This is a genomic window from Pseudomonas sp. NPDC087185 (genome assembly GCF_044744955.1).
Taxonomy (GTDB): domain Bacteria; phylum Pseudomonadota; class Gammaproteobacteria; order Pseudomonadales; family Pseudomonadaceae; genus Aquipseudomonas.
In genome coordinates this window covers 742370-763423 of the sequence record NZ_JBIUZK010000001.1, presented here as the reverse complement: position 1 = coordinate 763423, position 21054 = coordinate 742370, and the positions used below count along the sequence as shown (strand labels likewise).

Here is a 21054-nt window from a genome sequence, read left to right as displayed (position 1 = left end):
GCGCGGATGGACTGGTAGCCTAGGGCGCCTGAGCATTCGCTAATAATCGAGGCCCTCGCCATGACCGTGTCCACTGCAATTGCCCGTCTCAACGCCGCTGATCCGGATTTCGCCCGACATCTGGATCATCTGCTGAGCTGGGAAAGTGTGTCCGATGATGCGGTCAACCAGCGCGTACTCGACATCATCAAGGCCGTGCGCGAGCGCGGCGATGCGGCGCTGGTGGAGTTCACCCAGCGTTTCGATGGCGTCGACGCCACCTCCATCGAGGACCTGATTCTCGGCCGTGAGCGCCTGGAATTGGCCCTGACGCGGATCACCGACACCCAGCGTGCCGCCCTGGAAAAGGCCGCCGAGCGTGTGCGCATCTACCACGAGCGGCAGAAGCAGGACTCCTGGCAGTACACCGAGGCCGACGGCACTGTGCTGGGCCAGAAGGTCACCCCGCTGGACCGTGCTGGCTTGTATGTGCCGGGCGGCAAGGCGTCCTACCCGTCTTCGGTGCTGATGAACGCCATCCCGGCCAAGGTCGCGGGTGTGACCGAAGTGGTCATGGTTGTGCCGACCCCGCGCGGTGAGGTCAACGAACTGGTCCTGGCTGCAGCCTGCATCGCCGGTGTCGACCGCGTGTTCACCGTGGGGGGCGCGCAGGCCGTCGCGGCCCTGGCCTATGGCACCGAAAGCGTGCCGCAGGTCGACAAGATCGTCGGCCCGGGCAACATCTATGTGGCCACCGCCAAACGCCACGTGTTCGGCCAGGTCGGTATCGACATGATCGCCGGCCCGTCGGAAATCCTCGTGGTGTGCGACGGCCAGACCGATCCAGACTGGATCGCCATGGACCTGTTCTCACAGGCCGAGCACGACGAAGATGCGCAGGCCATCCTGGTCAGCCCGGATGCCGAGTTCCTCGACCGCGTCGCCGCCAGCATCGACAAGCTGATGCCGACCATGGAGCGTGCCGAGATCATCGAAAAATCCATCAACGGCCGTGGCGCGCTAATCCAGGTGCGCGACATGCAGCAAGCCATCGAGGTGGCCAACCGCATTGCCCCTGAGCACCTTGAGCTGTCGGTCGCCGACCCGCAGGCCTGGCTGCCGCAGATCCGCCATGCCGGCGCGATCTTCATGGGCCGCCACACCAGTGAAGCGCTTGGCGATTATTGCGCCGGCCCCAACCACGTGCTGCCGACCTCCGGTACCGCACGCTTTTCGTCGCCACTGGGGGTGTATGACTTCCAGAAGCGTTCGTCGATCATTTTCTGCTCCGAGCAGGGCGCATCCGAGCTGGGCCACACCGCCTCGGTGCTGGCCCGTGGCGAATCGCTGACCGCCCACGCCCGCAGCGCCGAATACCGTATCCTGACCCAAGACAAGGGGAACTGAGCATGAGTCGATTCTGGAGCCCCTTCGTCAAGGACCTGGTGCCTTATGTGCCGGGTGAGCAGCCCAAGCTGGCGCGGCTGGTCAAGCTGAACACCAACGAGAACCCCTATGGCCCGTCGCCCAAGGCGCTGGAGGCCATGCGCGGTGAACTCAACGACAACCTGCGGCTGTACCCGGACCCGAATGCCGACCGGCTCAAGCAGGCAGTGGCTGAGTACTACGGTGTAACCCCAGGCCAGGTATTCGTCGGCAACGGTTCGGACGAAGTGCTGGCGCACATCTTCCACGGCCTGTTCCAGCACGGCGGCCCGCTGCTGTTCCCGGATGTCAGCTACAGCTTCTACCCGGTGTACTGCGGCCTGTACGGCATTCCATTCGAGCAGGTGGCGCTGGACGAGCAGTTCCAGATCCGCGTCGAGGACTACGCCAAGCCCAACGCCGGGATCATCTTCCCCAACCCCAATGCGCCGACGGGCTGCCTGTTGCCGCTGCAGGCGATCGAGCAGCTGCTGCAAGCCAACCGCGACTCGGTGGTGGTAGTGGATGAAGCCTACATCGACTTTGGCGGTGAGACGGCGATCAGCCTGGTGGGCCGCTACGACAACCTGCTAGTGACCCAGACCTTGTCCAAGTCGCGCTCGCTGGCGGGCCTGCGGGTTGGCCTGGCGGTCGGTCACCCGGACCTGATCGAAGCGCTGGAGCGGATCAAGAACAGCTTCAACTCCTACCCACTGGACCGCATGGCGATCGTCGGCGCGGCGGTGGCTTTCGAAGACCAGGCCTACTTCGAAGAGACCTGCCGCAAGGTGATCGACAGCCGCGAGGCGTTGGTCGAGCAGCTGACCGCCAAGGGTTTCGAAGTGCTGCCCTCGGCCGCCAACTTCATCTTCGCCCGCCATCCGCAGGAAGATGCGGCGCAATTGGCTGCGCGGCTGCGCGAACAGGGCGTGATCGTGCGCCACTTCAAGCAGCAACGTATCGCCCAGTTCCTGCGCATCACCATCGGCACGCCGGACATGAACCAGGCGCTGATCGACGCATTGGGCTGATGTCCAACAGGGGCCGCACAGCGGCCCCTATGTTCAGTCGCTGCCTTCTGCGATGACCCGCGGCTTGCGAGCCGGCAGGTTGCGCACTGCTACGGGCGTCTCATCGAGCACCAGCACATAGTCATTGGCCTGCAGCATGCCTTGCGGGTCGGTCCACGCCTGCACATAAGCCGGCACGTTCGCCATCACCTGCCCGTTCCTGTGAATGCTCACGCTCCCCTGTGCAGCGCTGTTCCACAGCAACCGAGCGTTGGCCTCATCGGCGCGGACCTTACGCACGCCCGTATCGCCCAACAGCGGTGTGCCGTCCAATCGCCATTCAGGCCGCAACGCCACGCCCATGTGGCGCAGCACGGTGGGTGCTATCGAAGCCTGGGCCGCGAAGCTGTACAGGTTGTTAGGGCCAGGGTTGTCTTCGGGAATGCTCGGTTGCGTCAGCTCTTCGTTCAATGCCTGGTTGCTGGCGATGAAGAGGGTCTTTTCCTGTTCGGATGTGCCGCCGTGCCCCACACCTCGTATGTCACGGCCATGGTCGGTGCTGACGATCACCAGCCAGTTTTCTTGCGGATTCTGCGCGCGGCGCTCTTTAACCTTGTCCAGCAGGCGTCCCAAGCGCGCGTCGACATCACGCAGGGCTTGCTGATAGGCGGCGCCAAAGCCGCTGGCATGGCCGACGGCGTCGGGCTCGTCCAGTTGAATGAAGGTGAAGTCGGCAGGCGAGCTACTGAGAATCTGCAGGGTGCGCACGGTGACTTGCTCATCGGACAAGCCGCTTTCGCGCACGTTGTTGCCCTGGGCATCCTCCAGCAGGAATGCGGTGTTGATCGGTGACCAGTGCACCACGCTTGAGAGGTAGGCATTTGGCATTGCCTGGCGCAGGCGTTTGAACAGGCTGGGGAAGGCCGGGTCTACGCGAAGTGACAGCGCGTTGGAGGTAACCCCGTGCTTGTTGGCCCATACGCCCGTCAGCATCGTCATCCATCCAGGCCCGCTGACCGTCTCCTGTTCACTTGCCCTGCCGGTTATCCCACCGGTGTAGGCCTTGCCATACAGGAGCTCGGTCTTGAGGTTGGAGTCCTGCAGCTTTTCGTATTCGCTCAACTGAACGCCATCCATGCCTACGATCAATGTCTTGGGCTGCAAGGGCTGCGGTGTCGGGTCGCAACCCGCCAACAGTAGGCAGAGCAGCAGGAGCAGCCTGGAAAATGACATTGTTTCACGTCCTTCAGGGAGAGCTCAAAGCGTTGCAGCAAGGGGGCGCGTGCACAACTGATAGAAATGCCAGGTGATTTGATCTGCGAGCTATGCTCCTTTAAGCTGTGCCAATTCATCGGATGATTGGTTGAGTAGACATGAGCAGCGAATTGACCAAGCGATCTTTGGTCGAACTCGCCGTGGAGCGTATGCGTGAACGCATCCTTCAAGGCGACTGGCAGGTTGGGCAGCGTATGCCGACAGAGCCCGAACTGGCCCTGGAACTTGGCATCAGCCGCAATACCGTGCGCGAAGCGATGCGCGTGCTGGCCTTCAGCGGCCTGGTGGAAATCCGTCAGGGCGACGGCAGCTACCTGCGTACCTGCCAGGACCCGCTCCAGGCCGTGCAGGCGATGTCCCGCTGTACGCTGGAGCAGGCGCGCGAGACGCGGCACATCCTTGAAACCGAGGCAATCGGCCTGGCCGCGCTGCGGCGCACCGATGCCGACCTGCAAGGCCTGCGCGCGGCGCTGGCGGGAAGCGCGGAACATTTCCATGGTGATGTCGATGCTTATGTCTGCTGCGACATGGTGTTTCACCAGCGCCTGATCGACGCCGCTCACAACCCTGCCTTGAGTGAGCTGTACCGCTATTTCTCGGGTGTAGTGGCTGCCGCGCTGCAGCACAACATGACCAGCGTGCCGCGCTGCCAGGCGACCTTTGACCTGCACGGGCAGATCCTCGACGCCATCGAACAACGTGATCCGGAGCAGGCCAAGCGCTTGAGCCGGACCCTCATCGAATCCTGAGAACGAGAAGGCCATGGCCGAACCAATGACCCGCGAAACACCCGCGCGCAAGCGCGAGCTCGATGAACTGCTGATCGATGCCGAAGCCGACGATGCGCAGGTGCAGCACTCACCTGTGCTGCTGAAGCGGCCCTGGCTGCTGTTGCTGGGCTTGGTGCTGGTGGCGCTGAACCTGCGCCCGGCGCTGTCGAGCATGGCCCCGGTGCTCGGCCTAGTCAGTGAAGGGCTGGGCCTGAGTGCGTCGCAGGCGGGGCTGCTGACGACTCTGCCGGTGTTGTGCCTGGGCCTGTTCGCGCCGCTGGCGCCGGTCCTCGCGCGGCGTTTTGGCAGTGAGCGGGTGATCCTCGGCATTCTGCTGGCCCTGGCGCTGGGTATCGTGGTGCGCAGCGCGTTCGGCGAGGTCGGGGTGTTTCTTGGGAGTGTGATGGCCGGTGCCAGCATTGGCATCATCGGCGTGCTGTTGCCGGGCATCGTCAAGCGTGACTTCCCCAAACACGCCGGCACCTTGACCGGCGTCTACACCATGGCCCTGTGCCTGGGCGCCGCCATGGCAGCAGGTGCCACGGTGCCGTTGACCGAACGCTTCGATGGCAGTTGGGCCCTGGGCCTGGGCTTCTGGATGATCCCGGCGCTGCTGGCGATGCTGGTGTGGCTACCGCAGGCGCGCCAGGGCCATGGTCTGCACAAAGTGGCTTACCGGGTGCGTGGGTTGTGGCGTGATCCGCTGGCCTGGCAGGTGACCCTGTACATGGGGTTGCAGTCGTCGCTGGCGTATATCGTGTTTGGCTGGTTGCCGTCGATACTCATCGGCCGTGGCCTGAGCCCGACCGAAGCGGGGCTGGTGCTGTCCGGCTCGGTGATCGTGCAGTTGGTCAGCTCGCTCAGCGCGCCCTGGCTGGCGACTCGCGGCAAGGATCAACGGTTGGCGATCGTGGTGGTCATGCTGATCACCCTGGCCGGCCTGTTCGGATGCCTGTATGCGCCGCTTTCCGGGCTATGGGGGTGGGCGGTGCTGCTGGGGTTGGGGCAGGGCGGGACGTTTGCCCTGGCGCTGACGCTGATCGTGTTGCGTTCGAAGGATGCCCATGTGGCGGCCAACCTGTCGAGCATGGCGCAGGGCGTGGGTTACACCCTCGCGTCCATGGGGCCGTTTGCGGTGGGGTTGGTGCATGACTTGACTGGTGGTTGGGCAGCGGTGGGCTGGATTTTCGCCGTACTGGGCGTGGGTGCCATCGTGTTCGGGCTTGGTGCCGGGCGGGCGCTGCACGTGCAGGTGAGCAGCGAGAAGGCCTGAAGCTGATCCAGCAAGTATTCATGGCGCTAATGGGCATGGCATTGGGGCGTTCCACGGATTATCGTGCAGCTTTCGATTCCCTGGACGGACCTGCCCCATGAGCGATGCCAACCGCGACCTGATCACCCGCTTCTACCAGGCCTTCCAGCGGCTGGACGCCGAGGCGATGGTGGCCTGTTACAGCGACGACATCGTCTTCAGCGACCCGGTGTTCGGCACCCTGCGTGGCCGTGATGCGGGCGACATGTGGCGCATGCTCACCACCCGCGCCAAGGATTTCTCCCTGACCTTCGACCAGGTCCGCGCGGACGAGCGCGGCGCCGGCGCGCATTGGGTGGCGACCTATCTGTTCAGCCAGACGGGGCGCGTGGTGGTCAATGATATCCAGGCGCGCTTTGTCATCCGCGACGGGTTGATCTGCCAGCATGACGACAGCTTCGACCTGTGGCGCTGGGCGCGGCAGGCGTTGGGCATGCCGGGCGTACTGCTGGGTTGGTCGCCGATGTTGCAGAACAAGGTAAGCCAGCAGGCGTTCAAGGGGCTGCGTGCGTTCCAGCAGGGGCGCTGAGCGGTTAAGCTGTCGGTTTCCGGTCAGCCAGACGCATCGTGAACGAAGTAGCCGAAACCAAGCCGTGGTACGTGTACCTGGTGCGTGCCGCCAATGGTTCGCTGTACTGCGGCATCAGTGACGACCCGCAGCGGCGTTTCATCGCACATCAGAAGGGGCAGGGGGCCCGCTACTTCAAGACCAGCCCGGCGCAGGCACTGGTATATGTCGAACAGTGGCCGGACAAGGGCGAGGCGTTGCGCCAGGAGCGCCTGGTGAAAAAATTGCGCAAGTCGGCCAAGGAGGCGCTGGTGGCCTCCTATGCCAGCAGCTGATCAGTCCTTGCGGCGCTTGAGCTGATCCACCAGCTGCGTCGGCAGGCCCTTGATGATCAGGGTACCGGCCACCTCGTCGTACTCCACCTTGTCCCCCAGCAGGTGCGCCTCGAAGCTGATCGACAGGCCTTCGGCACGCCCGGTGAAGCGCCGGAACTGGTTGAGGGTGCGCTTGTCCGCCGGGATCTCCGGCGACAGGCCATAGTCCTTGTTGCGGATGTGGTCGTAGAAGGCCTTGGGGCGGTCTTCGTCGATCAGGCTGGACAGCTCATCGAGAGCCACCGGCTCACCCAGTTTGGTCTGGGTGGTGGCGTAGTCGACCAGGGTCTGGGTCTTCTCGCGGGCAGCTTCCTCGGGCAGGTCCTCGCTTTCGACGAAATCGCTGAAGGCCTTGAGCAGGGTGCGGGTTTCGCCCGGCCCGTCGACGCCTTCCTGGCAGCCGATGAAATCACGGAAGTAGTCCGAGACCTTCTTGCCGTTCTTGCCCTTGATGAACGAGATGTACTGCTTGGAGTTCTGGTTGTTCTTCCACTCCGACAGGTTGATGCGCGCCGCCAGGTGCAGCTGGCCAAGGTCCAGGTGGCGCGACGGGGTCACGTCCAGTTCGGCGTTCACCGCCACGCCTTCACTGTGGTGCAGCAGGGCGATGGCCAGGTAGTCGGTCATGCCTTGCTGGTAGTGGGCGAACAGGATGTGGCCGCCAGTGGAGAGGTTGGATTCTTCCATCAGCTTCTGCAGGTGCTCGACGGCCACCCGGCTGAAGGCGGCGAAGTCCTTCTCGTCTTCCAGGTACTGCTTCAGCCAGCCGCTCAGCGGGTAGGCGCCGGATTCGCCGTGGAAGAAGCCCCAGGCTTTGCCTTGCTTGGCGTTGTAGCTGTCGTTGAGGTCGGCGAGCAGGTTTTCGATAGCATCCGATGCGCCCAGCTCGGTATCCCGTGCATGGAGCACGGCGGGGCTGCCATCGGGCTTCTTGTCGATCAGGTGAACGATGCAATGACGGATTGGCATGGAATTCTCGGTGAGTCGGGGGCGGCCAGGCGCCGCGCTGCAAAAGTCGTCAAGTTTAACCTAGACAACAGGTGATGCAGTGGCCGGATGTTGGCAGAAATGCCGGTTGTTGATTTTTTGTTCAATTTTTTGCGTTTTCGGCTAAAACCCCCGAAAAACCTGCACTAAATTGAAGCGGGCAGCGGATATTTATCCATTCCTGTGGTAGCTTTGCGCGGTCTTGCGCACCTCGGGTGGCGCATTGCTGGCAGCGTGCTTGCGCCGTGTCGAACCAAACGCCGATTTGCGCATCTACATGCCGGATTGGCGCGGCCCTCCAGAATTCAGGGGCTGGCCCGATAACGTCGTAGAACGCTGCATAACCACTGAATTTGATAGGGAAGGAACACCACCATGGCATTGACCAAAGACCAACTGATTGCCGATATCGCCGAGTCGATCGCTCAGCCGAAAGCCACCGCCAAAAACGCTCTGGAGCAACTGGGCCAGATCGTTGCCGACCAACTGGAAAACGGCGCTGAAATCACCCTGCCAGGCATCGGCAAGCTGAAAGTCTCCGAGCGTCCTGCCCGTACCGGCCGCAACCCTTCGACTGGCGCTGCCATCGAAATCGCTGCCAAGAAAGTCGTCAAGTTCGTCCCAGCCAAGTCGCTGACCGACGCCATCAACAAGTAATTGTTGACGCTTTGACGAAACCGCGCCCGGCTTGCCCGGGCGCGGTTTTTTCATGCCTGCGATTTACGCCCGGCGTGCCAGGCTTGGCGCGCGGCAGCATCAATGAAGCTCCAGGCGACCATGCGGCTCTGCTTCTGCCCCTGGCCCATCTCGATGATGCGCACGGCCTTGGCGTCGGCTTTTTTCAGCGCGGCTTCGATACCGGGCAGGTTGCTGGCCTTGGATACCAGGCTGGTAAACCACAGCACCTGCTGCGCGTACTGCACGCTTTCGCCGACCAGTTGGCTGACGAAGCGGATCTCGCCACCTTCGCACCATAGCTCGTTATTTTGCCCGCCGAAGTTGAGCACTGGCAGCTTGCGCTTGGGGTCCTGCTTGCCGAGGTTCTTCCACTTGCGCTGGCTGCCACGGGTGGCTTCCTCGCGTGAGGCATGGAAGGGCGGGTTGCACAGGGTCAGGTCGAAGCGCTCGTCCGCCTGCAGCAGGCCGCTGAGGATATGCTTGGGGTTGCCTTGCTGGCGCAGGCCGATGCTTTTACCCAGGCCGTTGGCCTGGACGATCGCTTTGGCCGAAGCCAGTGCGACCGGGTCTATGTCCGACCCTAAGAAGCGCCAGCGGTAGTCGCTGTGGCCGAGCAGTGGGTAGATGCAGTTGGCGCCCACGCCGATGTCCAGGGCGCGTACCTGGGCGCCCCTGGGCACCTCACCGGCGTTGTCCTCGGCCAGCAGGTCGGCGGCAACATGCAGGTAATCGGCGCGGCCGGGGATGGGCGGGCACAGGTAGTCGGCGGGAATGTCCCAATGCTGGATGCCGTACTGGGCCTTGAGCAGCGCACGGTTGAACACCCGAACAGCTTCGGGGTTGGCGAAATCGATGCTGGGCTTGCCGTGGGGGTTGGTGATGGTGAACCGGGCCAGGTCAGGGTGGGCCTTGATCAGGCTGGGGAAGTCGTAGCGGCCCTGGTGGCGGTTGCGCGGGTGCAGGGTGGGTTTCTGGGTCATTGTTCAGGTCCTGAAAAAGCATCGCCGGCAAGCCGGCTCCTACAGGTACGGCGCGGTACCTGCGGGAGCCGGCTTGCCGGCGATTGGGCTGCAGGGCAGCCCGCTGTGGCTTCACTTTAGATTACAGCGCCGCAATCCGCGCATGCTGCTCGGTGAAGTTGGCCAGGGCCTGCTCGGACTCGGCCAGCTTGGCGCGCTCCTTCTCGATCACCGCAGGCGGCGCCTTGTCGACGAAGGCTGCGTTGGACAGCTTGCCGCCGACGCGTTGCACTTCACCTTGCAGGCGCTGGATTTCCTTGTTCAGGCGAGCCAGTTCGGCGTCCTTGTCGATCAGGCCGGCCATCGGCACCAGCACCTGCAGGTCGCCAACCAGAGCGGTCGCCGACAGCGGGGCTTCGTCCGTTTCGCCCAGTACGGTGAACGACTCGACTTTGGCCAGCTTCTTCAGCAGGGCTTCGTTTTCCTGCAGGCGACGCTGATCGTCGGCGTTGGCGTTCTTCAGGAACAGCGGCAGCGGCTTGCCTGGGCCGATGTTCATTTCGGCGCGAATGTTGCGCAGGCCAACCATCAGCTCCTTGAGCCACTCGATGTCGCCTTCGGCGGCGGCGTCGATGCGGGCCTCAACGGCCACCGGCCACGGCTGCAGCATGATGGTCTTGCCGTCGATGCCGGCCAGCGGCGCGATGCGCTGCCAGATTTCTTCAGTGATGAACGGCATGAACGGATGGGCCAGACGCAGCGCCACTTCCAGCACGCGCACCAGGGTGCGACGGGTGCCGCGGGCGCGCTCGACCGGGGCGTTCTCGTCCCACAATACCGGCTTGGACAGCTCCAGGTACCAGTCGCAGTACTGGTTCCAGATGAACTCGTACAGAGCCTGGCTGGCCAGGTCGAAGCGGAACTGTTCGAGCTGGCGGGTCACTTCGGCTTCGGTACGCTGCAACTGCGAGATGATCCAGCGGTCGGCCAGCGACAGCTCGTAGGCTTCGCCGTTCTGGCCGCAGTCTTCGCCCTTGTCCAGCACGTAGCGGGCGGCGTTCCAGATCTTGTTGCAGAAGTTGCGGTAGCCTTCGACACGGCCCATGTCGAACTTGATGTCACGGCCGGTGGAGGCCAGCGAGCAGAAGGTGAAGCGCAGGGCGTCGGTACCGTAGCTGGCGATGCCTTCCGGGAACTCGGCCTTGGTCTGCTTGGCGATCTTCTCTGCAAGCTTTGGCTGCATCATGCCGCTGGTGCGTTTTTCCAGCAGGGCGTCCAGGGTGATGCCGTCGACGATGTCCAGCGGGTCCAGCACGTTGCCCTTGGACTTGGACATCTTCTGGCCCTGGCCATCACGCACCAGGCCGTGCACGTACACGGTCTTGAACGGGACCTGCGGGGTGCCATCCTCGTTCTTGATCAGGTGCATGGTCAGCATGATCATCCGGGCAACCCAGAAGAAGATGATGTCGAAGCCCGTCACCAGCACGTCGGTGGAGTGGAATTTCTTGAGGAATTCGGTCTGCTCCGGCCAGCCGAGGGTGGAGAAGGTCCACAGCCCCGAGCTGAACCAGGTGTCGAGCACGTCGTCGTCCTGGCGCAGTGCCACGTCGGCGCCGAGGTTGTGCTTGGCACGTACTTCGGCTTCGTCGCGGCCGACATAGACCTGGCCGGCCTCGTCGTACCACGCCGGGATGCGGTGGCCCCACCACAGCTGACGGCTGATGCACCAGTCCTGGATGTCACGCATCCACGAGAAGTACATGTTTTCGTACTGCTTGGGCACGAACTGGATGCGACCGTCTTCCACGGCAGCAATGGCAGGTTCTGCCAGCGGCTTGGTGGACACGTACCACTGGTCGGTCAGCCACGGCTCGATGATGGTGCCGGAGCGGTCGCCTTTTGGCACTTTCAGCGCGTGGTCGTCGATGCTGACCAGCAGGCCCTGGGCGTCCAGGTCGGCGACGATCTGCTTGCGCGCGACGAAACGGTCAAGGCCGGCGTACTGGGCGGGCAGGCGGGTGTCGGCCTGCTCGTTGACGCTGCCGTCGAGGTTGAAGGCCTGGGCGGCGGGCAGCACCAGCGCGTTCTTGTCGAAGATGTTCAGCAGCGGCAGGTTGTGGCGCTTGCCGACTTCATAGTCGTTGAAGTCGTGCGCCGGGGTGATCTTGACGCAGCCGGTGCCGAACTCAGGGTCGCAGTAATCATCGGCGATGATCGGGATCAGTCGGCCGACCAGTGGCAGTTCCACGAACTTGCCGATCAACGCCTGGTAGCGCTCGTCGTTCGGGTTGACGGCAACGGCGGCGTCACCCAGCAGGGTTTCCGGACGGGTGGTGGCGACCACCAGGTAGTCCTTGCCATCGGCGGTCTTGGCGCCGTCGGCGAGTGGGTAGCGCAGGTTCCACAGGTGGCCCTTCTCGTCGTGGTTTTCCACTTCGAGGTCGGAGATGGCCGTGTGCAGCTTGGTGTCCCAGTTGACCAGGCGCTTACCGCGGTAGATCAGGCCGTCTTCATGCAGGCGCACGAAGGCTTCCTTGACCGCATCGGACAGGCCGTCGTCCATGGTAAAGCGTTCGCGGCTCCAGTCCACCGACGAGCCCAGGCGACGGATCTGACGGCTGATGTTGCCGCCGGATTGCTCCTTCCACTCCCAGACCTTGTCCAGGAAGGCTTCACGGCCGAGGTCGTGACGGTTCTGGCCTTTGGCCTCGAGCTGGCGCTCGACCAGCATCTGGGTGGCGATACCGGCGTGGTCGGTACCGGGCTGCCACAGGGTGTCGCGGCCTTGCATGCGACGGAAACGGATCAGGGCGTCCATGATCGCGTTGTTGAAACCGTGGCCCATGTGCAGGCTGCCCGTCACGTTCGGTGGCGGGATCATGATGGTGTAGGACTCGCCTGCACCTTGTGGAGCGAAATAGTTCTCGGACTCCCAGGTGTTGTACCAGGAAGTTTCGATGGCGTGCGGCTGGTAGGTCTTATCCATGCGCGGCGGGACCCTGTGCATTTATTCGGGAAAGCCGGGAAGTATAACCAAGGTGGGGGTTTGAGGCGACACGCGGCTGACATCTGTTGGAGCGGCGGCGCCCTGTTCGCGGGTAAACCCGCGAACAGGGCGCCGCAAGAACACTGGCCTACTCGGAACGCTTGATCAACCGCTCGATACGCGCATCGAGCCTGCGCTTGATCTCGGTCTCGATATGCGGGGTGAAGTCGTTGATCACGTCCTGCATGATCAGCTGCGCCGCAGCGCGCAGCTCGGCTTCCAGGTGCAGCAGGGTGTCCTGGCGGCGGGTTTGCGGGTCTTCTTCGGGTTCTGCGGCGGCGGGCGTGGCAACCGGCTCAGGCGCGGGTGCGGCATAGCCGGCCGGGGTGTCGAGCAACAGCGGAATCTGTTCCACCGTCTCGGTGAGCAGCGGCGGCTGCAGGTCGGCATCGCCCAACAGCTGGCGAATGGACTCCAGGTCGTCGAGCAGATGGGCGGAATCGGGTAGGGCGGAAGGCTTGTCCATCGTCGTTAAAGTCGCTGTAAGCGGTGGTCTTGCAGAGCATAGCCCTGTTCGCGGTAGAAACGGAATCGCTCGCGAGCGGATTGGCGGATGGTGGCCTCTTCGACAACGATCTCGGCCACCCGCTCGAACTGCCCGACAAACCCCGGCACATCGGCGCCCAGGTTGATCAGCAGGTCACGGTGTGCGCCGGCACTCTCGGCGCCCAGGCCTAGCGCAACCTGGGAATCAGCATGCAACTCGGCCAGGTCATGCGGCACAAAGGCTTCGCCCTTGAAGCGCCACAGGCGCAGGTTTAGCTCGCTGCGTTGCTCGGCGTCCTGGCAGTGCAGGTAGACCCGGTGGCCGAGGCGCCAGGCCTTTTCGCACAGCTTGCAGGCGAAATCCAGCCGCGCCGACAGCGAGTCGGTGGGCAGAATGTAGAAATCGACTTTGCTCATGGTTGGCTCTGCCGACCGGTGGCGCCGGGGCGCCACCGGTCTCTTGGCATCAGACGCTGGCGCGGTCGAGCAGGTACTGGGTCAGCAGTGGCACCGGGCGCCCCGTGGCGCCCTTGTCCTTGCCGCCGCTGATCCAGGCGGTGCCGGCGATGTCCAGGTGCGCCCAGTTGTAAGCCTTGGCAAAGCGCGACAGGAAGCAGCCTGCCGTGATGGTGCCGGCTTTCGGGCCGCCGATGTTGCCCATGTCGGCGAACGGGCTGTCCAGCTGTTCCTGGTATTCGTCGAACAGCGGCAGTTGCCAGGCACGGTCGTCGGCGCGTTTGCCGGCGTCGAGCAGTTGGCTCACCATGTCGTCGTTGTTGCCCATCAGGCCCGAGGTGTGGCTGCCCAGCGCGACGATGCAGGCGCCGGTCAGGGTGGCGATGTCGATGACAGCCTGCGGCTTGAAACGCTCGGCGTAGGTCAAGGTATCGCACAGCACCAGGCGGCCTTCGGCGTCGGTGTTGAGGATTTCGACGGTCTGCCCGCTCATGGTCGTGACGATGTCGCCTGGGCGGGTGGCGCCGCCGCTCGGCATGTTTTCGGCGCAGGCCAGCAGGCAGACCAGGTTGATTGGCAGCTGCAGTTCGAGGACTGCGCGCAGGGTACCGAACACGCTGGCAGCGCCGCACATGTCGTATTTCATTTCATCCATGCCGGCGCCAGGCTTGAGGCTGATGCCGCCGGTGTCGAAGGTGATGCCCTTGCCCACCAGCACGAAGGGCTTTTCGGCCTTCTTGCCGCCCTGGTAGTTGAGCACGATCAGCCGTGGCGGCTGGTCGCTGCCCTGGCCCACGGCGTAGAACGCGCCCATGCCCAGGTCCTTGATCTTCTTGTCGTCCAGCACTTCGACCTTCAGACCTTTGTGGGCCTTGCCCAGCTCCTTGGCCTGGTCGGCGAGGAAGCTTGGGTGGCACAGGTTAGGGGGCAGGTTGCCCAGGTCGCGGGTGAAGGCCATGCCGGTAGCAATGGCGCTGGCATGCTTGACCGCACGTTCGACCTCGGCCAGGCCGGCTTTTTCAGCCAGCAGGGTGACCTTTTTCAGGGCGCGCGGCTCGGCTTTCTGGCTCTTGAACCGGTCGAACACGTATTCGCCGTCGAGCAGGGTTTCGGCCAGCAGGCGGTATTTGCCGTAATGGGCATCACGGTTGTTGACGGCGATATCGTCCAGCGCCAGTACTGCGTCGCCGCCGTTGAGGCCTTTCAGTACACCGGCAACGCTGACCACCAGTTTACGCCAGGCGCGGTCGCCGAGTGCTTCATCCTTGCCGCTGCCCACCAGCAGCACGCGCTCGGCCTTGAGGCCCTGCAGGCTGTGCAGCAGCAGGGTCTGGCCAGGCTTGCCGGCCAGGTCGCCACGCTTGAGCACGGCGCTGATCGCACCGTCTGTAGCCTGGTCGACAGCCTTGGCAACGGCGCCGAGCTTGCGCCCTTCACCAACCGGTACGACCAGGGTGGCGGTTTTTACCGATGCAGCAGCTACGCTTTTTACAACCAGTTCCATGTCAGGGTCCCCGAATGATCTGTGCAGTTGGCGCTTTGAAATCTCGCGCTCTGGGCGGGCCTGGCCGCGTGGTCGCGTACCAGTGGAAAAGCTGCCAGTTTGAGCCTCCGGCAAGCGTGCTGACAACCCCGTTGTCAGCGTTCATGCGTGGCCAAGTGACAGGCGCGGTCAATCACAGGATAATGCGCGCACTTTTCATGGAGGTTCGCCCCTGGCGAACCGGCATTGGTCTTGGCTGTCGTAAGCCTTTGTTTGGCAGTCCGCCCCTGACAACCCAGGAGTGTCTGGTTTGATCGTCTTTCGTTATTTGTCCCGCGAGGTCCTGGTGACCTTGAGCGCCGTCAGCGCCGTGCTGCTGGTGATCATCATGAGTGGGCGCTTCATCAAGTACCTGGCCCAGGCGGCTCAGGGCGTGCTCGACCCGAGCGTGCTGTTCCTGATCATGGGCTTCCGCCTGCCTGGTTTCTTGCAACTTATCCTCCCATTGGGGCTGTTCCTCGGGATCCTGCTGGCCTACGGCCGGTTGTATCTGGAAAGCGAAATGACCGTGCTCTCCGCCACCGGCATGAGCCAGCAACGCCTGCTCGGCATGACCATGGCCCCCGCGGCGCTGGTCGCGCTGCTGGTGGCCTGGCTGAGCCTGAGCCTGGCGCCCCTGGGCGTTGCCCAGGTGCAGCAGATCATTGGCCAGCAGGATGCCCTGACCGAGTTCGACACCCTGGTGCCGGGCCGCTTCCAGACCCTGCGCGACGGCTCGCGGGTGACCTACACCGAGGAGCTGACCGATGACCGCAGCAACCTCACCGGTGTGTTCATTTCCGAGAAGCGCTTCAACCAGGACAAGACCAAGGACCGTGCACCGTCCGTGCTGGTCGCCGAAAAGGGTCACCAGGAAGTGCAGGCCGACGGCAACCGCTACCTGGTGCTGCAGAACGGCTACCGCTATGACGGCAACCCTGGCCAGGCGGACTACCGCGCGATCAAGTACGACACCTACGGCGTGCTGCTGCCCAAGCCGGAAGTCAGTGAGGAAGTGACCGAGCGCGAAGCCATTCCGACCTCGCAACTGATTGGCCAGGACGGCCTGCGCGAGCGTGCCGAGCTGCAATGGCGCATCTCGTTGCCGATCCTGGTGTTCATCGTGACCTTGCTGGCGGTGCCGCTGGCCAGGGTCAACCCACGCCAGGGGCGCTTCCTCAAGCTGCTGCCGGCGATTCTTCTGTACATGGCCTACCTGACGATGCTGATTTCCGTACGTGGCGCCCTGGAGAAAGGCAAGCTGCCGATCGCCCTGGGCATGTGGTGGGTCCATGGCCTGTTCCTGCTCATCGGCCTCGGGCTGATGTACTGGGAGCCGCTGCGCCTCAAGCGCGCCGCCCGTCGTGCGGAGGTGGCCCATGGCTAAACTCGACCGTTACATCGGCATGAGCGTGCTGCTGGCCATCCTGGCCGTGCTGGGCATCATTCTCGGCCTGGCTTCGCTCTTTGCCTTCATTGATGAAATGAGCGACCTGAGCGACACCTACACCGTGCTGGATGCCGGCTGGTTCACGCTGCTCACCGCACCGCGTCGGCTGTATGACATGTTGCCAATGGCCGCCTTGATCGGCTGCCTGATCGGCCTGGGCAGCCTGGCCAGCAGCAGTGAACTGACCATCATGCGCGCCGCCGGCGTCTCCATTGGCCGCATCGTCTGGGCGGTGATGAAGCCGATGCTGGTGCTGATGCTGGTCGGCCTGCTGATCGGTGAATACGTGGCCCCGGTCAGCGAGAACAAGGCTCAGGCCGACCGTTCCCTGGCCCAAGGTGGTGGCGAGGCGCAAAGCTCCAAGCGCGGCATGTGGCACCGCCAGGGCGAGGAATTCGTGCACATCAACTCGGTGCAGCCCAACGGCCTGCTGCTGGGTGTGACCCGCTACCGCTTCGATGACGAACGCAAGATCGTCACGTCGAGCTTCGCCCGCCGGGCGCGCTACCAGAACGATCACTGGGTGCTCAGTGATGTCAGCACCACCTACTTCCGTGGCGACCACACCGAAGTGGTCAAGAGCACGGAAGAGCAGTGGGATGTCTCGGTAACCCCGCAGCTGCTCAATACCGTGGTGCTGGCGCCGGAGTCGCTGTCGATCACCGGCCTGTGGGACTACATCCACTACCTGTCCGACCAGGGCCTGAACAATGCCCGTTACTGGCTGGCATTCTGGACCAAGGTCCTGCAGCCGGCGGTGACTGCAGCGTTGGTGCTGATGGCGATTTCCTTCATCTTCGGCCCGCTGCGTTCGGTAACGCTCGGCCAGCGTGTGTTCACCGGCGTGCTGGTGGGCTTCGTGTTCCGCATCGCAGGCGACCTGCTTGGCCCTTCGAGCCAGGTGTTCGGCTTCCCGCCCCTGTTGGCGGTAGTGATCCCGGCGGGTGTGTGCGCCCTGGCAGGTATCTGGTTGCTACGCCGAGCGGGATGATGGCCTGACTGTTACAAGAAGCCGACCCTGAGGTCGGCTTTTTTGTGGGTGTCATTTTTTTTGCTTCGGCAGCCGCACCAGTTGCGTTTCCGAGTAGATGTCATGCCAGCCGCGCTTGCGCTTGTCGATCAACGACCAGAAGAACCCCAAACCCAGGCACAGCCACGAAGCGACCGACACCACAAAGCGCAACAGCGCCTGCCACAGGCTGATTGCACTGCCATCGGCGTTTTGCACACGCACGCCCCACACCTGCATGCCCAGTGTCTGCCCGCCGTGGGTCCAGAACTTGGCAAAGAAGCCGAACAAGGTAAACAGCAGGACAGTGGACAGCAGCGGGTCGCCATCCAGTGCGCCGGCCTCGGTCAATTCACGCATGCGCGCTTCGCCGATGATTGCCATCTGGATCAGCTTGTAGGCGCCAGCGGTAACGATCAACAGCGCCGTGCACAGCAGAAAGTCGTAGAACATCGCCGCCAGGCGCCGGCCAAGGCCGACCGGTGGGAAATCACCCTGGGGTGAAAGCAGAGGCTTGGACATGCAGGACGGCTCCGAATGGCGAAGCGGGTATTCTACGGGCAAAAAAAAGCCCCTGCACAGGGCAGGGGCTTTCTTCGAAGTCGTGCGGCTTAGCCGAGGACTTGAACCTTGTCAGCCTGCAGGCCTTTTTGGCCCTGGACTGCTTCGAAGGAGACCTTCTGGCCTTCTTTCAGGCTCTTGAAGCCGTTACCTTCGATAGCACGGAAGTGCACGAACAGATCAGCACCGCTTTCTGGGGTGATGAAGCCGTAACCTTTCTCGTCATTGAACCACTTGACGGTACCGTTCTGACGCTCAGCCATTGTCTTATTTCCTATGAAGCTTAAATTTTAATGACAGTTTCTTTCGCACTTGTTTGTAAGCGAAAGATTACTGGGCTGGGTTGCAGGAAAGTAAGTCACGTCGAACGGGTTGTAGCGGATCGCGGCTACTGGCCCAGGTCACGAACTGTTGCGACCCATGCAAACACAGTGCAGTGACTCTACGCCAACTCTCAAGAAAAAAACAAGCCCTTGGTCGACTGGAAAATCGGGCTTTTTTCGATTACCGAACAACTCCCCGGAAACGGCATGGCGCCTGGCCTGGCGCCATGTTCAAAAGTTATTGGGCAGGTTCGAAAACGAATAAGAGGAACCTGCCCGACAACCTCATGTTAAGCGTTCAACCGCGGTAGTAACGTTGCGCCACGAAAGGCATTTTGCTGACTTTCAATGCGACCTTCTTGCCGCGCACGAGTGCAAACAGTGGCGTATCCAGCGCGCCATGTTCGATATCGACATAACCCATGGCAACGGGCGCGCCAAGTGTTGGGCCGAAGCCACCGCTGCAGACTTTACCCACCGTCTTGTCCGACGCATCGACGATCTCTGCCCCTTCACGTACTGGCGTACGCTCTTGTGGCAGCAGGCCTACACGTTTGCGCGCTACACCGGCTTGCTGCTGGGCAAAAATCGCCTCGGCACCGGGGAAGCCGCCAGCGCGAGCGCCGTCGGCACGGCGCACCTTGGACACGGCCCATAGCAGGCTGGCCTCGATCGGCGTGGTGGCGGTATCCATGTCATGGCCATACAGGCACAGGCCGGCTTCCAGGCGCAGCGAATCGCGCGCACCCAGGCCGATCGGCTGCACTTCAGGCTCGGCCAACAGACGGCGGGCCAGGGCTTCGGCGGCATTGGCCGGTACCGAGATTTCGTAACCGTCCTCGCCGGTGTAGCCCGAACGGCTGACGAAGCAATCTTTACCTAGCAGGTTTACCGGGCGGAACTGCATGAAGGTCATGCCGGCCACTTCCGGGGCCAGGCGCTCCAGCACCTTGACCGCAGCCGGGCCTTGCAGGGCGAGCAGGGCACGCTCCTCGAACAGTGGCTGGATCTCGCAACGGGCACCGATGTGCTGCTGCAGGTGAGCCAGGTCCTGGTCCTTGCAGGCGGCGTTGACCACCAGGAACAGCGTGTCGTCACCCAGGTTGGCGACCATCAGGTCGTCGAGGATACCGCCTTGCTCGTTGGTGAACATGGCATAGCGCTGCAGGCCCACCGGCAGGTCGACGATATCCACCGGCACCAGGCTTTCCAGGGCCAGGGCTGCGTCCTTGCCGCGCAGGATGATCTGGCCCATGTGCGAGACATCGAACAGGCCGGCTTGCTCACGGGTGTGCAGGTGTTCCTTGAGCACGCCCAGCGGGTACTGCACCGGCATGTCGAAGCCGGCGAATGGCACCATGCGCGCGCCCAGTTCCAGGTGCAGGGCGTGCAGCGGGGTCTTGTGCAGTGTTTCGGACATCGGTGACTCCTCAGGTTTAGTGTCGGGTCAACATTCGATGATGTTGACGGCCAGACCGCCGCGGGCGGTCTCCTTGTATTTGCTTTTCATGTCGGCGCCGGTCTGGCGCATGGTGCGGATGACCTTGTCGAGCGACACGTAGTGCTGCCCATCGCCGCGCAGGGCCATGCGTACCGCATTGATGGCTTTCACCGAGCCCATGGCGTTGCGCTCGATGCAGGGCACCTGGACCAGCCCACCAATCGGGTCGCAGGTCAGGCCCAGGTTGTGTTCCATGCCAATTTCAGCGGCGTTTTCCACTTGCTGGACGCTGCCGCCCATCACTTCGCACAAAGCCCCGGCGGCCATCGAGCAGGCCACGCCGACCTCGCCCTGGCAGCCGACCTCGGCCCCGGAAATCGAGGCGTTTTCCTTGTACAAGATGCCGATGGCCGCAGCGGTAAGCAGAAAGCGCACCACGCCGTCCTCACTGGCACCCGGGACGAAGCGCATGTAGTAGTGCAGCACTGCCGGGACGATGCCCGCCGCCCCATTGGTCGGGGCGGTGACCACGCGCCCGCCGTAGGCGTTTTCCTCGTTCACCGCCAAGGCATACAGGTTGACCCAGTCGAGCACCGACAGCGCATCGCGCAGGTTGGCTTCCGGGTGCTGGCTGAGTTGGCGGTACAGGGCCGGCGCGCGGCGCTTGACCTTGAGCCCGCCGGGTAGGATGCCCTCATGCCGGTAGCCGGCCTCGACGCAATCCTGCATGACCTGCCAGATGCGCAGCAGGCCCGCGCGGGTCTCGGCTTCCGGGCGCCAGGCCGCCTCGTTGGCCAGCATCACCTGGCTTACCGACAGGTGTTGCGCAGTGCAATGCGCAAGCAGAGCCTTTGCGGTGGTGAACGGGTAAGCCAGCGCGGTGCTGTCTTCGACGATACGGTCCTTGCCGGCAGCCTCTTCGTCAACCACGAAACCGCCGCCGACCGAGTAGTACTCGCGGCTGCGGATTTGCAATCCGGCAGCATCGAAGGCGCGGAAGATCATGCCGTTGGGGTGGTAGGCCAGCGGTTTGCGGATCATCGCCAGGTGCTGCTTTTCGATGAAGGCGATGTCGTGTTCGCCCAGCAGGCGCAGGTGGCCGCTGCTACGGATCGCCTGCAGTCGGGCGGGGATGGATTCGGTATCGACGGTGTCGGGGTGCTCGCCTTCAAGGCCGAGCAACACCGCCTTGTCACTGCCGTGGCCCTTGCCGGTGGCGCCCAACGAGCCATACAGCTCGGCCTTGACGCTGGCAGTGCTGGCCAGCAGGCCGTCGCGGCGCAGGCCTTCAGCAAAACGCGCGGCGGCGCGCATCGGGCCGACCGTGTGGGAACTGGAGGGGCCGATGCCGATCTTGAACAGGTCGAAGACGCTCAGGGACATGGTGACCTCCTGCCAGGTTCGTCAGCTTGACGGTGAACCTGTGGGAGCGGGCTTGCCCGCGAAAGCGGCAGCGAAGTCACTATCGCGTTCGCGGGCA

20 protein-coding genes are annotated in these 21054 nt (G+C 63.3%); 9 read left to right on the top strand and 11 right to left on the bottom strand.

Annotated features, from left to right (window positions below; all coding sequences use genetic code 11):
- The first annotated feature begins 60 nt into the window (after positions 1-60).
- Together hisD and hisC are read left to right on the top strand one after the other, a co-directional pair.
- Positions 61-1386 (top strand): histidinol dehydrogenase, encoded by a 1326-nt coding sequence (gene hisD, locus ACIPIJ_RS03690; RefSeq protein ID WP_401072784.1) that lies wholly within the window; start codon positions 61-63, stop codon positions 1384-1386.
- Between the two features lie 2 nt (positions 1387-1388).
- A complete protein-coding gene (gene hisC / locus ACIPIJ_RS03685; RefSeq protein ID WP_401072782.1) occupies positions 1389-2435 on the top strand; it encodes a histidinol-phosphate transaminase in 1047 nt (348 codons plus the stop codon).
- A 33-nt stretch (positions 2436-2468) separates the two neighbouring features.
- On the opposite strand, the gene ACIPIJ_RS03680 is transcribed toward hisC, so the two are convergent.
- Positions 2469-3647, bottom strand: coding sequence for an alkaline phosphatase family protein (locus tag ACIPIJ_RS03680; RefSeq protein WP_401072780.1), 1179 nt, complete (start codon positions 3645-3647; stop codon positions 2469-2471).
- A gap of 140 nt (positions 3648-3787) precedes the next feature.
- Between ACIPIJ_RS03680 and ACIPIJ_RS03675 the strand changes: the two genes are divergently transcribed.
- The 4 genes from ACIPIJ_RS03675 (at position 3788) to ACIPIJ_RS03660 (ending at position 6614) form a co-directional block, all read left to right on the top strand.
- Positions 3788-4438 carry a FadR/GntR family transcriptional regulator gene (locus ACIPIJ_RS03675; RefSeq protein WP_401072778.1) on the top strand — a complete coding sequence of 217 codons (651 nt, stop codon included), beginning with the start codon at positions 3788-3790 and terminating at the stop codon, positions 4436-4438.
- A 13-nt stretch (positions 4439-4451) separates the two neighbouring features.
- On the top strand, positions 4452-5732 hold the full coding sequence (locus ACIPIJ_RS03670; protein ID WP_401072776.1) for a CynX/NimT family MFS transporter: 1281 nt from the start codon (positions 4452-4454) through the stop codon (positions 5730-5732).
- Positions 5733-5829: 97 nt separating this feature from the next.
- Positions 5830-6300 carry a nuclear transport factor 2 family protein gene (locus tag ACIPIJ_RS03665; protein ID WP_401072774.1) on the top strand — a complete coding sequence of 157 codons (471 nt, stop codon included), beginning with the start codon at positions 5830-5832 and terminating at the stop codon, positions 6298-6300.
- Between the two features lie 38 nt (positions 6301-6338).
- Positions 6339-6614: a GIY-YIG nuclease family protein gene (locus ACIPIJ_RS03660; RefSeq protein ID WP_401072772.1), complete on the top strand. Its 276-nt coding sequence runs from the start codon at positions 6339-6341 to the stop codon at positions 6612-6614.
- On the opposite strand, the gene yejK is transcribed toward ACIPIJ_RS03660, so the two are convergent.
- The gene (yejK, locus tag ACIPIJ_RS03655) at positions 6615-7622 is read right to left on the bottom strand and encodes a nucleoid-associated protein YejK (RefSeq protein ID WP_401072770.1); all 1008 of its coding nucleotides are present in this window, start codon (positions 7620-7622) and stop codon (positions 6615-6617) included.
- A gap of 393 nt (positions 7623-8015) precedes the next feature.
- On the opposite strand from yejK, the gene ACIPIJ_RS03650 reads away from it, so the two are divergent.
- A complete protein-coding gene (locus ACIPIJ_RS03650; protein ID WP_012316055.1) occupies positions 8016-8297 on the top strand; it encodes an HU family DNA-binding protein in 282 nt (93 codons plus the stop codon).
- A gap of 50 nt (positions 8298-8347) precedes the next feature.
- Here the strand turns inward: ACIPIJ_RS03650 and rlmF are convergent, their stop codons facing one another.
- The 5 genes from rlmF to ACIPIJ_RS03625 form a co-directional block, all read right to left on the bottom strand.
- Positions 8348-9298, bottom strand: coding sequence for a 23S rRNA (adenine(1618)-N(6))-methyltransferase RlmF (gene rlmF, locus ACIPIJ_RS03645; RefSeq protein ID WP_401072768.1), 951 nt, complete (start codon positions 9296-9298; stop codon positions 8348-8350).
- 121 nt (positions 9299-9419) lie between these two features.
- Positions 9420-12266 (bottom strand): valine--tRNA ligase, encoded by a 2847-nt coding sequence (locus ACIPIJ_RS03640; RefSeq protein ID WP_401072766.1) that lies wholly within the window; start codon positions 12264-12266, stop codon positions 9420-9422.
- A gap of 148 nt (positions 12267-12414) precedes the next feature.
- The gene (locus ACIPIJ_RS03635) at positions 12415-12792 is read right to left on the bottom strand and encodes a DNA polymerase III subunit chi (protein ID WP_401072764.1); all 378 of its coding nucleotides are present in this window, start codon (positions 12790-12792) and stop codon (positions 12415-12417) included.
- A gap of 5 nt (positions 12793-12797) precedes the next feature.
- Positions 12798-13229, bottom strand: coding sequence for a DNA polymerase III subunit chi (locus tag ACIPIJ_RS03630; protein WP_401072762.1), 432 nt, complete (start codon positions 13227-13229; stop codon positions 12798-12800).
- A gap of 49 nt (positions 13230-13278) precedes the next feature.
- The gene (locus ACIPIJ_RS03625) at positions 13279-14772 is read right to left on the bottom strand and encodes a leucyl aminopeptidase (protein ID WP_401072760.1); all 1494 of its coding nucleotides are present in this window, start codon (positions 14770-14772) and stop codon (positions 13279-13281) included.
- Positions 14773-15061: 289 nt separating this feature from the next.
- Between ACIPIJ_RS03625 and lptF the strand changes: the two genes are divergently transcribed.
- Positions 15062-16177 (top strand): LPS export ABC transporter permease LptF, encoded by a 1116-nt coding sequence (lptF, locus tag ACIPIJ_RS03620; protein WP_400797256.1) that lies wholly within the window; start codon positions 15062-15064, stop codon positions 16175-16177.
- Entirely contained in the window at positions 16170-17231 is a 1062-nt protein-coding gene (gene lptG / locus ACIPIJ_RS03615) for an LPS export ABC transporter permease LptG (RefSeq protein WP_401072758.1), read from the top strand. The genes lptF and lptG overlap by 8 nt, the downstream gene beginning before the upstream one ends.
- Before the next feature lie 51 nt (positions 17232-17282).
- On the opposite strand, the gene ACIPIJ_RS03610 is transcribed toward lptG, so the two are convergent.
- The 4 genes from ACIPIJ_RS03610 to ACIPIJ_RS03595 all read right to left on the bottom strand — a co-directional run bounded on the left by ACIPIJ_RS03610 (position 17283) and on the right by ACIPIJ_RS03595 (position 20957).
- On the bottom strand, positions 17283-17771 hold the full coding sequence (locus ACIPIJ_RS03610; protein ID WP_401072756.1) for an RDD family protein: 489 nt from the start codon (positions 17769-17771) through the stop codon (positions 17283-17285).
- Between the two features lie 89 nt (positions 17772-17860).
- On the bottom strand, positions 17861-18073 hold the full coding sequence (locus ACIPIJ_RS03605) for a cold-shock protein (RefSeq protein WP_028631500.1): 213 nt from the start codon (positions 18071-18073) through the stop codon (positions 17861-17863).
- Between the two features lie 358 nt (positions 18074-18431).
- Positions 18432-19553, bottom strand: coding sequence for a glycine cleavage system aminomethyltransferase GcvT (gene gcvT, locus ACIPIJ_RS03600; protein ID WP_401072754.1), 1122 nt, complete (start codon positions 19551-19553; stop codon positions 18432-18434).
- Positions 19554-19580: 27 nt separating this feature from the next.
- On the bottom strand, positions 19581-20957 hold the full coding sequence (locus ACIPIJ_RS03595) for an L-serine ammonia-lyase (protein ID WP_401072752.1): 1377 nt from the start codon (positions 20955-20957) through the stop codon (positions 19581-19583).
- Positions 20958-21054: the final 97 nt, after the last annotated feature.

What these genes read in the sequence shown, in the direction of transcription:
- hisD (WP_401072784.1), top strand. Translation starts at nt 61, where the DNA reads ATGACCGTGTCCACTGCAATTGCCCGTCTCAACGCCGCTGATCCGGAT.
- rlmF (WP_401072768.1), bottom strand. Translation starts at nt 9,298, where the DNA reads ATGACCCAGAAACCCACCCTGCACCCGCGCAACCGCCACCAGGGCCGC.
- hisC (WP_401072782.1), top strand. Translation starts at nt 1,389, where the DNA reads ATGAGTCGATTCTGGAGCCCCTTCGTCAAGGACCTGGTGCCTTATGTG.
- ACIPIJ_RS03675 (WP_401072778.1), top strand. Translation starts at nt 3,788, where the DNA reads ATGAGCAGCGAATTGACCAAGCGATCTTTGGTCGAACTCGCCGTGGAG.
- ACIPIJ_RS03640 (WP_401072766.1), bottom strand. Translation starts at nt 12,266, where the DNA reads ATGGATAAGACCTACCAGCCGCACGCCATCGAAACTTCCTGGTACAAC.
- gcvT (WP_401072754.1), bottom strand. Translation starts at nt 19,553, where the DNA reads ATGTCCGAAACACTGCACAAGACCCCGCTGCACGCCCTGCACCTGGAA.
- ACIPIJ_RS03625 (WP_401072760.1), bottom strand. Translation starts at nt 14,772, where the DNA reads ATGGAACTGGTTGTAAAAAGCGTAGCTGCTGCATCGGTAAAAACCGCC.
- ACIPIJ_RS03605 (WP_028631500.1), bottom strand. Translation starts at nt 18,073, where the DNA reads ATGGCTGAGCGTCAGAACGGTACCGTCAAGTGGTTCAATGACGAGAAA.
- ACIPIJ_RS03635 (WP_401072764.1), bottom strand. Translation starts at nt 12,792, where the DNA reads ATGGACAAGCCTTCCGCCCTACCCGATTCCGCCCATCTGCTCGACGAC.
- ACIPIJ_RS03680 (WP_401072780.1), bottom strand. Translation starts at nt 3,647, where the DNA reads ATGTCATTTTCCAGGCTGCTCCTGCTGCTCTGCCTACTGTTGGCGGGT.
- ACIPIJ_RS03595 (WP_401072752.1), bottom strand. Translation starts at nt 20,957, where the DNA reads ATGTCCCTGAGCGTCTTCGACCTGTTCAAGATCGGCATCGGCCCCTCC.
- yejK (WP_401072770.1), bottom strand. Translation starts at nt 7,622, where the DNA reads ATGCCAATCCGTCATTGCATCGTTCACCTGATCGACAAGAAGCCCGAT.
- ACIPIJ_RS03630 (WP_401072762.1), bottom strand. Translation starts at nt 13,229, where the DNA reads ATGAGCAAAGTCGATTTCTACATTCTGCCCACCGACTCGCTGTCGGCG.
- ACIPIJ_RS03665 (WP_401072774.1), top strand. Translation starts at nt 5,830, where the DNA reads ATGAGCGATGCCAACCGCGACCTGATCACCCGCTTCTACCAGGCCTTC.
- ACIPIJ_RS03670 (WP_401072776.1), top strand. Translation starts at nt 4,452, where the DNA reads ATGGCCGAACCAATGACCCGCGAAACACCCGCGCGCAAGCGCGAGCTC.
- ACIPIJ_RS03610 (WP_401072756.1), bottom strand. Translation starts at nt 17,771, where the DNA reads ATGTCCAAGCCTCTGCTTTCACCCCAGGGTGATTTCCCACCGGTCGGC.
- lptG (WP_401072758.1), top strand. Translation starts at nt 16,170, where the DNA reads ATGGCTAAACTCGACCGTTACATCGGCATGAGCGTGCTGCTGGCCATC.
- ACIPIJ_RS03650 (WP_012316055.1), top strand. Translation starts at nt 8,016, where the DNA reads ATGGCATTGACCAAAGACCAACTGATTGCCGATATCGCCGAGTCGATC.